This window comes from Nocardia gipuzkoensis (genome assembly GCF_021183645.1).
GTDB lineage: Bacteria > Actinomycetota > Actinomycetes > Mycobacteriales > Mycobacteriaceae > Nocardia > Nocardia abscessus.
In genome coordinates, this window is the sequence record NZ_CP089225.1 from 1,288,949 (window position 1) to 1,301,426 (window position 12,478).

Annotated in this window: 7 protein-coding genes and 3 rRNA genes; 2 read left to right on the forward strand and 8 right to left on the reverse strand. The window is 63.0% G+C overall.

The annotated features are described in order from the left end of the window. Positions 1-132 precede the first annotated feature (132 nt). Entirely contained in the window at positions 133-1,311 is a 1,179-nt protein-coding gene (locus tag LTT66_RS05990; RefSeq protein ID WP_195065651.1) for an acetyl-CoA C-acetyltransferase, read from the reverse strand. A gap of 126 nt (positions 1,312-1,437) precedes the next feature. Between LTT66_RS05990 and mce the strand changes: the two genes are divergently transcribed. Beyond that, positions 1,438-1,914, forward strand: coding sequence for a methylmalonyl-CoA epimerase (mce, locus tag LTT66_RS05995; protein WP_181720007.1), 477 nt, complete (start codon positions 1,438-1,440; stop codon positions 1,912-1,914). Between the two features lie 86 nt (positions 1,915-2,000). After that, entirely contained in the window at positions 2,001-3,002 is a 1,002-nt protein-coding gene (locus LTT66_RS06000; RefSeq protein WP_181720008.1) for a coiled-coil domain-containing protein, read from the forward strand. A 455-nt stretch (positions 3,003-3,457) separates the two neighbouring features. Here LTT66_RS06000 and LTT66_RS06005 read toward each other — a convergent pair whose 3' ends face one another. The 7 genes from LTT66_RS06005 to murA form a co-directional block, all read right to left on the reverse strand. Further along, on the reverse strand, positions 3,458-3,763 hold the full coding sequence (locus LTT66_RS06005; protein WP_195103396.1) for an ATP/GTP-binding protein: 306 nt from the start codon (positions 3,761-3,763) through the stop codon (positions 3,458-3,460). A 49-nt stretch (positions 3,764-3,812) separates the two neighbouring features. Continuing rightward, positions 3,813-4,502, reverse strand: a complete 690-nt coding sequence (gene nucS, locus LTT66_RS06010) for an endonuclease NucS (protein ID WP_195103397.1) — start codon at positions 4,500-4,502, stop codon at positions 3,813-3,815. A gap of 37 nt (positions 4,503-4,539) precedes the next feature. Next, on the reverse strand, positions 4,540-5,268 hold the full coding sequence (locus tag LTT66_RS06015; protein ID WP_233065018.1) for a rhomboid-like protein: 729 nt from the start codon (positions 5,266-5,268) through the stop codon (positions 4,540-4,542). A 164-nt stretch (positions 5,269-5,432) separates the two neighbouring features. Continuing rightward, positions 5,433-5,549 (reverse strand): 5S ribosomal RNA (gene rrf / locus LTT66_RS06020). Positions 5,550-5,686: 137 nt separating this feature from the next. Beyond that, positions 5,687-8,800 (reverse strand): 23S ribosomal RNA (locus LTT66_RS06025). 327 nt (positions 8,801-9,127) lie between these two features. Further along, positions 9,128-10,646: ribosomal RNA gene (locus tag LTT66_RS06030) — 16S ribosomal RNA — on the reverse strand. The 16S, 23S and 5S rRNA genes sit together here, the layout of an rRNA operon. Positions 10,647-11,150: 504 nt before the next feature. Next, positions 11,151-12,410, reverse strand: coding sequence for a UDP-N-acetylglucosamine 1-carboxyvinyltransferase (gene murA / locus LTT66_RS06035; RefSeq protein ID WP_233065035.1), 1,260 nt, complete (start codon positions 12,408-12,410; stop codon positions 11,151-11,153). Between the last annotated feature and the right edge of the window lie 68 nt (positions 12,411-12,478).

Here is a 12,478-nt window from a genome sequence, read left to right on the forward strand (position 1 = left end):
TCCGGTCAGCTGGTCGCACCGGGCGCACACTGTGCCGTGTCCCCGCGTGCCGTGCGGTGGGACGACCGATGGCCGCCCATCTCGGGGCGGCCATCCGTTGACGATGCGGCGCGGGGTGTCGCCCCGCAAAGGTCAGACGCGGACGATGAGGGCGTCGCCCTGGCCGCCGCCACCGCAGAGGGCGGCCGCGCCGACGCCGCCGCCGCGGCGCTTCAGCTCGAGCACCAGGTGCAGCAGGATGCGGGCGCCGGACATGCCCAGGGGGTGGCCGATGGCGATGGCGCCACCGTTGACGTTCACCTTCTCCGGGTCGATGCCCAGCTTGCGGGTGGACGCGATGCCGACCGCGGCGAACGCCTCGTTGATCTCCACCAGGTCCAGGTCGGCGGGCGAGATGCCCTCGCGCGCGCAGGCTTTGGCGATCGCGGCGGCGGGCTGGTCCTGCAGCGTCGAGTCCGGGCCCGCGACCACGCCCGCGGCGCCGATCTCGGCGATCCAGCTCAGCCCGAGCGCCTGCGCCTTCTCCTTGCTCATCACGACGACCGCGGCGGCGCCGTCGGAGATCTGCGAGGCGGTGCCCGCGGTGATCGTGCCGTCCTTGCGGAAGGCCGGTCGCAGCTTGCCCAGCGACTCCACCGTGGTGTCGGCGCGGATGCCCTCGTCCGTGGTCACCAGCACCGGATCGCCCTTGCGCTGCGGCACCGCGACCGCAACCACCTCGTCGTCGAAGACGCCGTTCTTCCACGCCGCCGCCGCACGCTGGTGCGAAGCCGCCGCGAACGCGTCCTGGTCCTCCCGGCTGATCCGGTCGGTCTCGTTGCGCGCCTCGGTGAGCGCACCCATCGCCTGGTCGGTGAAGATGTCGTGCAGGCCGTCGTAGGCCATGTGGTCGCGCAGGGTCACATCGCCGTACTTGAAGCCTTCCCTGCTCTTCTCGAGCAGGTGCGGCGCCCGGCTCATCGACTCCTGCCCGCCCGCGACCACGATCTCGTACTCGCCCGCCCGGATCAGCTGGTCGGCGAGGGCGATCGCGTTGATGCCGGACAGGCAGACCTTGTTCAGCGTCAGTGCGGGCACGTCCATCGGAATGCCCGCCGCCACCGCCGCCTGCCGGGCCGGGATCTGCCCCGCGCCCGCGGTGAGCACCTGGCCCATGATCACGTAGTCGACCTGGTCGGGCGCGACACCGCCCTTCTCCAGCGCCGCCTTGATGGCGAACCCGCCGAGATCGGAACCGCTGAAGTCCTTCAGACCCCCGAGCAGCCTGCCGACCGGGGTACGCGCACCGGAGACGATCACGGAAGTGGTCACGACGAGCCTCGCATTCGTAGATCGGACCTGCCCGCGCCCCCCCGCGAGGTAGCGCGAGAGCAGGTGTTCTACTCAACGGTAGCGGGTGTGCCCCGCGCGACCGGTGCCAGGTCGCGCTACTTTCGAATGGTGAGCAACGTTATCGAACAGTCATCGTTCATCCCCGCGGACTACGTGACCGCGGTCGACCACGTCGGCATCGCGGTGCCGGACCTGGACGCCGCGGTGGCCTGGTACGCCGAGAACCTCGGCATGGTGGAGACCCATCGGGAGGTCAACGAGGCCCAGGGCGTGCACGAGGCGATGCTGTCGCTGCCCGGTGCGCCGGATCGCGCCACCGCCCTGCAGTTGCTGGCCCCCCTCAACGCGGAGTCGACCATCGCCAAGTTCATCGACCGCAGCGGGCCCGGCTTGCAGCAACTGGCCTACCGGGTGACCGACATCGAGGCCGTCTCCGCGTACCTGCGCGCCAAAGGTCTGCGTTTGCTGTACGAGGCTGCGCGGCATGGAACGGCGGATTCCCGCATCAATTTCATCCACCCGAAGGATGCTGGAGGTGTGCTGATCGAGTTGGTCGAACCGAGCGCTCATGTTACGCACTAGTATCGACGTCAAGTCGGGAAAACTCGTTGGAATGACATTCGCAGTCGAGTCACCATCGGCTGTCTTCAGGCTGTAGTTTGTGTGCCATGTCGTCACCCGAGTCCGATCGCAATCGCTTCGTTGCACTGCCCTTCACCGTTGTGCGCAAGGGTTATGCGCAAGACGAGGTGCGTAATTACTTCGACCGCTTCGACGCGGAACTGAGAGTCACCGCCACCGACCGCGATGCCGCTGCGGCACAAGCACGTAACCTCGCGAGCCAGCTGGAAGACGCGCGCGACGAGATCGACGAACTCCGCAAGGAGGTCGACCGACTCTCGGTGCCGCCGACCACCGCGGAAGGCATGTCCGACCGCATCTCCCGCATGCTCCGTCTCGCCTCCGACGAGGCGTCCGAGGTCCGTGCCCTGGCCCAGGCCGAGGCAGCGGAGATGGTGTCGATCGCCGAGCAGCAGGCCACCGAGATGCGTGGCAAGTACGAGTCGCTGCTCGCGGAGACCAAGGAGAAGCGCGAGGCGCTCGAGATCGAGTTCGAGCAGACCCTCGCGAACGCACGCACCGAGTCCGCCAAGATCATCGAGGCCGCCCAGGCCGAGGCTGACCGCATCGGCAAGGAAGCCGACGCGAAGCGCAAGGCCACCCAGCAGGACTTCGAGGCCACCATGGCCGAGCGTCGCACCAAGCTCACCCGCGCCATGGAGGAGCTGGAGGCCACCAGCCGCGCCGAGGCCGCCCAGCGGATCAAGGACGCGACCGACGAGGCCAACCGCCTCATCACCTCCGCCACCCAGACCTCCGAGCGCAAGATCGCGCACGCGAAGGAACTGGCCGAGGAGATGCGCGTGCTGCGCGGCCGCGTGCTCGCCCAGCTGCTCGGCATCCGCGGTCAGCTCGACTCGGTGCCCGCGATGCTCGCCGCGGTCAACCGGGAGAGCGAACTGCTGGACGGTGTTCCGGACCAGCGCAAGTCGATCGGCGGCAACACCAAGTCGGTCACCGGTTCGCGCCAGAAGGCGATCCCCGAGGTCGCCACCGAGGACGACGACATCGACTCGGACGAGCGCGAGAGCGCCGACATCAGCAACTGACGTCGGGTCAACGGCGACAGCAGCAATCTCCACCGAATTCACCGAAGGCCGCCCCTCACCAGGGCGGCCTTCCCTAATTCCGCACCCAGCGGATCCGCGGCTGTAACGACGTTCGGGGATGCCATTACGGCACCGCTCGGGCAGGGACCGGGGATTCGTGCCGCTTCCCGCGGGGCCGACGACGCACGTAGCCAGCAAGCTCTCGCGTCGCCGCAATCGTCGTCAGGCGCGAACTGTCCAACCGTCCGGACACCACCGGCTCGTCTACGTCAGCTGCGACGTGCCCAATCCGGACCCCACCGCTCGTCCGGGTCGCGTGCGTACCGTCCAGCCGTCTGAACACCGCTCATGCACACGGGACAGGTCGTTGCGCAGTCGCTCGATTCGTCCAGCCGGTGTAGAGGTGCCCAAGCGTACGGCCGTCATGACGGCGTCTCGGGACGCGGCTCGATGCGTCAGGACCACCGACGAGTGATCCGGCGGGTTCGGCGCCCGTTCCAGCAGCCGTGGTGCCAGTGCCTGCGGTCGTCTTCTCCGCCGTACGCCGGCCACGCGACGATATGAGCGACGCCGGGTGGGATCTCGTGGTCGCAGCCGGGGCACCGATAGGTCTTGATCGCACGTGCGCCGGGGATGGCGCGCACCACATACGTCTCGTCCCCGTCCGGACCTGACTCGGTCCGTCCGAAGACGTCGCCTAGTGCCCCACCGGCCCACGAGCGATCAGCATGGCGATCCGAACGCGGCTTCCGGCGGGGCATGCGACAAGCGTATTACTCGCGCCCGCGAGCCCCGCACGGCCCTCTGAGTTCAGAAGAGGCGGAATTCGTTGCTCTCCGTGCCGCGCAGGGCGTCGTAATCGAGTGTGAGACAGCGGATGCCGCGATCCTCGGCGAGCGTGCGCGCCTGCGGCTTGATCTGCTGGGCGGCGAAGACGCCCACGACCGGAGCCAGCAGCGGATCGCGGTTGAGCAACTCGAGGTACCGGGTCAGCTGTTCGACGCCGTCGATCTCACCGCGCCGTTTGATCTCGACCGCCACCGTGCCGCCGTCGGCGTCCCGGCACAGCAGGTCCACCGGCCCGATCGCGGTCATGTACTCACGGCGGACGAGCGTGTAACCGGCGCCGAGCGTGTGCACGTGCTCGGCGAGCAGTTCTTGGAGGTGGGCCTCCACTCCGTCCTTCACCAAGCCCGGGTCGACGCCGAGCTCGTGGGAGGAATCGTGCTCGATGTCCTCGATGGTGATGCGGAGTTCTTCGCCTGCTTTGTTGGTGACGACCCAGAGCGCCTTCGCTCCGTCCGGCAACTGCGCGTCGCCGTTGCGTTCCTCCAGCCGGCAGGGCGGGCTCATCCAGTTCAGCGGCTTGTACGAGCCGCCGTCGGAGTGCACGAGCACCGAGCCGTCCGCTTTCATCAGCAGAAGTCTGCGGGCCATCGGAAGATGGGCGGTGAGTCGCCCCACGTAGTCGACCTGACAGCGAGCAATCACTAGGCGCACCCAAGCACTGTAGGCGAGCGCCCTTCGGTGGCTGCCGTCAGCCCATGAGCAGGATCGCCGCGAGGATCGCGCTTCCGGAGAGCAAGGCGGTCTCCACCCGGGTGAGCCGCCGGGTGATGGTCTCGGCCCGAGCCATGAAGAATCCGACCGCGGCCCCGATCGTGAACGCCACCAGGTGCCCCACGTGGGTGAAGGTCTGCCCGATCAGCACGCCCTCGACCGCGACGATGAACCACATCGTGGCCCAGGCGATCCGCCACCGGTACGGCACCGCGGCAACGAGCACGCCGATGAGCGCCATGGCGCCGTAGCTCACGCCGACGTCTTCGGCCCAGCGGATGCTCGCCGGTACCCACCCGGCTTCCACCCCGATCCACAGGCCCGCCGCGACGAGCACCGTGGCGCCGATGTGACCGGCCAGGAAGACGCGCACCGCATGCAGCGCGCCGAAGCGCAGTTCCACGAGGGCGAGCAGACAAGCGAGCAGGGGGATGATGACCCAGGCCGCCACTACGTCGCCGATCACGAACGCGCTGGCCAGCAGCGTCCCGACGCGACCGTTCAGCAGGTTGTGCAGGTTCGTGCTCGCGTGCAGGACCATCCTCGTCTGCGCGGAGTCGCTCAGTACCGAGAAGACCACCGAGACAGCGATCAGGCCCGACAGGTACACAGCCGTGGCGGGCAGCTTCGGCGGCCACCATAGCGATCGCGCCGGTGTGCCGGGGTCGAGCGCCGCCGACCGAGCCGGCGTCGTCGCGACGAACATGCAAACCTCCGTTGTTCGCGCGGGCGGCTCCATACCGCCGACCATTCTCGGTCTCCGCGCGCTACGTACTCTCGCATTCCCTGCGAATTTGCTGCGAAACACAATTCTACCGAACAAACGACGAAAGGCCCTCGACTGATGTCGAGGGCCTTTCGGGAAAGATGTTCCGGCGGTGTCCTACTCTCCCACACCCTGTCGAGTGCAGTACCATCGGCGCTGGCAGGCTTAGCTTCCGGGTTCGGAATGGGACCGGGCGTTTCCCTACCGCTATGGCCGCCGTAACTCTATGAAACTATCCACACCCCCCACACCCACCCCACACGAACCGCTCACCGAAAAGGTGAGGGAACCCCGTGGGAGGGTGTAAGCGGTCTGTGTGTTGTTTCAGATACCGCACAGTGGACGCGTAGCAACCTTTGTTGGTAAGTCCTCGGCCGATTAGTACCGGTCACCTCCACACGTTACCGTGCTTCCAGTTCCGGCCTATCAACCCCATGGTCTGTGGGGGGCCTTAACCACTCAAAGGTGGTGAGAAACCTCATCTTGGAACAGGCTTCCCGCTTAGATGCTTTCAGCGGTTATCCCTTCCGAACGTAGCCAACCAGCAGTGCCCTTGGCAGGACAACTGGCACACCAGAGGTTCGTCCGTCCCGGTCCTCTCGTACTAGGGACAGCCTTCCTCAAGTTTCTGACGCGCGCGGCGGATAGAGACCGAACTGTCTCACGACGTTCTAAACCCAGCTCGCGTGCCGCTTTAATGGGCGAACAGCCCAACCCTTGGGACCTACTCCAGCCCCAGGATGCGACGAGCCGACATCGAGGTGCCAAACCATCCCGTCGATATGGACTCTTGGGGAAGATCAGCCTGTTATCCCCGGGGTACCTTTTATCCGTTGAGCGACACCGCTTCCACATGCCGGTGCCGGATCACTAGTCCCGACTTTCGTCCCTGCTCGACCTGTCAGTCTCACAGTCAAGCTCCCTTGTGCACTTGCACTCGACACCTGATTGCCAACCAGGCTGAGGGAACCTTTGGGCGCCTCCGTTACATTTTGGGAGGCAACCGCCCCAGTTAAACTACCCACCAGGCACTGTCCCTGAACCCGATCAGGGTCCGAGGTTAGAAGTCCAATACGACCAGAGTGGTATTTCAACGACGACTCCACGAACACTGGCGTGCCCGCTTCACAGTCTCCCACCTATCCTACACAAACCGTACCGAACACCAATACCAAGCTATAGTGAAGGTCCCGGGGTCTTTTCGTCCTGCCGCGCGTAACGAGCATCTTTACTCGTAATGCAATTTCGCCGAGTCTGTGGTTGAGACAGCAGAGAAGTCGTTACGCCATTCGTGCAGGTCGGAACTTACCCGACAAGGAATTTCGCTACCTTAGGATGGTTATAGTTACCACCGCCGTTTACCGGGGCTTAAATTCTCAGCTTCGCACCCGAAGGCGCTAACCGGTCCTCTTAACCTTCCGGCACCGGGCAGGCGTCAGTCCGTATACATCGTCTTACGACTTCGCACGGACCTGTGTTTTTAGTAAACAGTCGCTTCTCTCTGGTCTCTGCGACCACACCCAGCTCACAGCGTAAAGCCGGTCACCAGACGTGGTCCCCCTTCTCCCGAAGTTACGGGGGCATTTTGCCGAGTTCCTTAACCACAGTTCTCTCGATCGCCTCGGTATTCTCTACCTGACCACCTGTGTCGGTTTGGGGTACGGGCCGTGTACCAACTCACTAGAGGCTTTTCTCGGCAGCATAGGATCACTGAATTCGCCTCAATCGGCTACGCATCACCTCTCAGGCTGTATGAATGGCGGATTTGCCTACCACTCGCCCTACAGGCTTACACCAGGTATTCCATCACCTGGCCCAGCTACCTTCCTGCGTCACCCCATCGCTTGACTACTACAGCAGGGGTCGTGCGCAGCCGCTTCAAGCTTCCCGAAGGAAGTCCATCCACATTTGGGCACTTAGCACCACTGATTCGCCACTGGGCGCGGATACACGGGTACGGGAATATCAACCCGTTGTCCATCGACTACGCCTGTCGGCCTCGCCTTAGGTCCCGACTCACCCTGGGCGGATTAACCTGGCCCAGGAACCCTTGGTCATTCGGCGGACGAGTTTCTCACTCGTCTTTCGCTACTCATGCCTGCATTCTCACTCGCGTAGCCTCCACAACTAGCTCACACTGCTGCTTCCATGGCTACACGACGCTCCCCTACCCACCCCAGCTCCTGGCTCGAAAGCAGAATAATGCTGGAGTGCCGCGGCTTCGGCGGTGTACTTGAGCCCCGCTACATTGTCGGCGCAGAATCACTTGACCAGTGAGCTATTACGCACTCTTTCAAGGGTGGCTGCTTCTAAGCCAACCTCCTGGTTGTCTTCGCGACTCCACATCCTTTTCCACTTAGTACACGCTTAGGGGCCTTAGCCGGCGATCTGGGCTGTTTCCCTCTCGACTACGAAGCTTATCCCCCGCAGTCTCACTGCCGCGCTCTCACACACCGGCATTCGGAGTTTGGCTGATTTCGGTAAGCTTGTAGGCCCCCTAGACCATCCAGTAGCTCTACCTCCGGTGTGAAACACGCGACGCTGCACCTAAATGCATTTCGGGGAGAACCAGCTATCACGGAGTTTGATTGGCCTTTCACCCCTACCCACAGCTCATCCCCTCAGTTTTCAACCTAAGTGGGTTCGGGCCTCCACGACGTCTTACCGTCGCTTCACCCTGGCCATGGGTAGATCACTCCGCTTCGGGTCCATGATATGCGACTCACACGCCCTATTCGGACTCGCTTTCGCTACGGCTACCCCACACGGGTTAACCTCGCCACACACCGATGACTCGCAGGCTCATTCTTCAAAAGGCACGCCATCACCCCACCCCGAAGGGAAGGCTCTGACGGATTGTAAGCGCACGGTTTCAGGTACTATTTCACTCCCCTCCCGGGGTACTTTTCACCTTTCCCTCACGGTACTAGTCCGCTATCGGTCACCAGGGAGTATTCAGGCTTACCGGGTGGTCCCGGCAGATTCACAGCAGATTTCACGGGCCCGCTGCTACTCGGGCACCCACTACAACAGAGCACGTGTTTTCGTCTACGGGATTATCACCCTCTACGACAGGCCGTTCCAGACCACTTCGACTAACACGAACTTTTCTGACTGTCGCTCGACTCGGCAGAATCGAGAAAGTGAGCCCCACTACCCCGCCCAGACAACCCCTGCCGGGTATCACATCTGAACGGTTTAGCCTCATCCGCTTTCGCTCGCCACTACTCACGGAATCACAATTGTTTTCTCTTCCTGTGGGTACTGAGATGTTTCACTTCCCCACGTTCCCTCCCAACCGCCTATATATTCAGCGGCAGGTGACACGACATCACTCGTGCCGGGTTTCCCCATTCGGAAATCCTCGGATCTCAGCTCGGTTGACAGCTCCCCGAGGCTTATCGCAGCCTCCTACGTCCTTCATCGGCTCCTGGTGCCAAGGCATCCACCGTACGCTCTTCAACACTTACTAACAAAGATGCTCGCGTCCACTGTGCAGTTCTCAAACAACACACCCACACCGAATCGAACTCCAAGACCATCGAAATCAAAAACCCCGAGGTATCAAGGAAATCCGGGCGGATCGTATTTTTTGCCTGGAAAGAACGCCTGTTCTTTCAGGACCCAACAGTGTGTCGACTACATCCCCGAACCAGAAGCACTCAGGCTCCCAGCATCTTCGAGGCACATGCCAGCGTTCCACCCATGAGCTCCCGCAGTCCCACAGTCGGGGACATAAGCGGTCTCTGGCACGACCACACTCGACTGTTCGAGGCGATCGCGCAGACATGCTCCTTAGAAAGGAGGTGATCCAGCCGCACCTTCCGGTACGGCTACCTTGTTACGACTTCGTCCCAATCGCCGATCCCACCTTCGACGGCTCCCTCCCACAAGGGGTTAGGCCACCGGCTTCGGGTGTTACCGACTTTCATGACGTGACGGGCGGTGTGTACAAGGCCCGGGAACGTATTCACCGCAGCGTTGCTGATCTGCGATTACTAGCGACTCCAACTTCACGGGGTCGAGTTGCAGACCCCGATCCGAACTGAGACCGGCTTTAAGGGATTCGCTCCACCTCACGGTATCGCAGCCCTCTGTACCGGCCATTGTAGCATGTGTGAAGCCCTGGACATAAGGGGCATGATGACTTGACGTCGTCCCCACCTTCCTCCGAGTTGACCCCGGCAGTCTCTCACGAGTCCCCGCCATTACGCGCTGGCAACATAAGATAAGGGTTGCGCTCGTTGCGGGACTTAACCCAACATCTCACGACACGAGCTGACGACAGCCATGCACCACCTGTACACCGACCACAAGGGGGCCTACATCTCTGCAGGTTTCCGGTGTATGTCAAACCCAGGTAAGGTTCTTCGCGTTGCATCGAATTAATCCACATGCTCCGCCGCTTGTGCGGGCCCCCGTCAATTCCTTTGAGTTTTAGCCTTGCGGCCGTACTCCCCAGGCGGGGTACTTAATGCGTTAGCTACGGCACGGATCCCGTGGAAGGAAACCCACACCTAGTACCCACCGTTTACGGCGTGGACTACCAGGGTATCTAATCCTGTTCGCTACCCACGCTTTCGCTTCTCAGCGTCAGTTACTGCCCAGAGACCCGCCTTCGCCACCGGTGTTCCTCCTGATATCTGCGCATTTCACCGCTACACCAGGAATTCCAGTCTCCCCTGCAGTACTCAAGTCTGCCCGTATCGCCCGCAAGCTTGGGGTTGAGCCCCAAGTTTTCACGGACGACGCGACAAACCGCCTACAAGCTCTTTACGCCCAGTAATTCCGGACAACGCTCGCACCCTACGTATTACCGCGGCTGCTGGCACGTAGTTGGCCGGTGCTTCTTCTACAGGTACCGTCACTTGCGCTTCGTCCCTGTCGAAAGAGGTTTACAACCCGAAGGCCGTCATCCCTCACGCGGCGTCGCTGCATCAGGCTTTCGCCCATTGTGCAATATTCCCCACTGCTGCCTCCCGTAGGAGTCTGGGCCGTGTCTCAGTCCCAGTGTGGCCGGTCGCCCTCTCAGGCCGGCTACCCGTCGTCGCCTTGGTAGGCCATTACCCCACCAACAAGCTGATAGGCCGCGGGCCCATCTCGCACCGATAAATCTTTCCACCCACCGCCATGCGACAGCAGGTCATATCCGGTATTAGACCCAGTTTCCCAGGCTTATCCCGAAGTGCGAGGCAGATCACCCACGTGTTACTCACCCGTTCGCCGCTCGTGTACCCCGAAGGGCCTTACCGCTCGACTTGCATGTGTTAAGCACGCCGCCAGCGTTCGTCCTGAGCCAGGATCAAACTCTCCGTTGAAGACTCAAATCACACCCCGAAAGGCGCAATCAAAAGTAATAACCAGAGTCCGAAAACCCAGCAAAACAATCGCCAGCAAAAAGCTGACTAAAATGTCCGACCCTCCCACACGGGGAGCGGGAAGAGCCGGAACCAAATAAAACATTTGGCACTGACATTCATCGACACACTATTGAGTTCTCAAAGAACACACGCACACACCATCGTTCGGTCTGAGCCGATTGATCGGTGAAGCAACTTTTCCAGCTTAGCTCAGTCGGGAACCCGGTTGCAAACCAGGGTCTCGTTCGAGCCAGTGTGAGCGTCAGGCGCTCCTCGTCCTACCTCGTTTCCCTGGCCGCGTGCTCAGCGTTTCCGCTCAGCTTCTGGGCCCCGGGTCGGTGTCCGTGTCGCTCTGACTTGGAATAAGTTACGTGTCTGCGTGCACGATGTCAAATCCCCTGGTCAGCACGCATTTTCGCGGAAACGTTCGTAACGTGCGGCCGACCCGGACGGAATCGGCGCTCAATCCGCAGCGCCGACACGCACCACATCGCCGCCCAGGGTCTGCAGCTGCTCGACGAAATTCGGATACCCGCGATCGATGTGGAAGACGTCGTGCACTTCGGTGGTGCCGTCGGCGACCAGACCGGCGAGGACCAAACCGGCGCCGGCCCGGATATCCGACGACCACACCGGAGCGCTCGACAACCGCGGGATCCCGCGCACCACGGCGTGGTGCCCGTCGGTGCGCGCGTCGGCGCCGAGCCGGATCATCTCTTCGACGAACCGGAAGCGTGCCTCGAAGATGTTCTCGGTGATCATCGAGGTGCCGTCGGCGATGGACGCGAGCCCGATCGCCATCGGCTGCAGATCGGTCGGGAAACCGGGGAACGGCAGCGTCGAGAAGTTCACGGCACGCGGGCGCTCGGCCTGGATCACCCGGAAGCCGTCCGTTTCGAACGAGATGCGCGCTCCCGCGGAGCGCAGCTTGTCCAGCACCAGCGACAGATGTTTGGGATTCACGCCGGTGACGCGGATGTCCCCGAGAGTCATCGCGGCGGCGATGCCCCACGTCGCGGCCACGATGCGGTCACCGATGACGCGGTGGGTGGTGGGCGAGAGGCGTTCGACGCCCTGGATGGTGAGCACCGAGGTGCCCGCCCCACTGATCCGCGCGCCCATCCGGACGAGCATGTTGCACAGGTCGACGATGTCGGGTTCGCGCGCGGCGTTGTCGATCACCGTCTCGCCCTCGGCGAGCACCGCCGCCATGAGGATGTTCTCGGTCGCGCCGACCGAGGGGAAGTCCAGGCGGATCCGGGCGCCCTGCAGTTCGTCGGCCCTTGCCACCACACAGCCGTGCTCGATCTCGCTCGTCGCGCCGAGCAGGCGCAGACCGGCCTGGTGCATGTCGAGCGGGCGAGAGCCGATCGCGTCACCACCGGGCAGCGCGACGACGGCGCGCTTGCACCGCGCCATCAACGGGCCGAGCACGCACACCGACGCGCGGAACTGAGTCACCGCGGGGAAGTCCGCGTGGTACTTCGGCTCGGCAGGCGTGGTGATGGCGACCACCCCCCCGTCGATGGTCACGTCGCAGCCGAGTCCGCGCAGGACATCACCCATGAGCGGCACATCGAGGATGTCCGGGCAGTTCGTGATGGTGGTGGTGCCCTCGGCCAGCAACGCAGCGGCCATCAGTTTGAGGACGCTGTTCTTGGCGCCCCCCACTGTGACCTCACCGACGAGTCTGTTTCCGCCGGTAACCAAAAACCGTTCCATGCCGCCTCTCCGCGTATTCGGCGCACTGTTGGTGCAAGGATAGTTGGGGCGGCGCACTACGGTGCCGC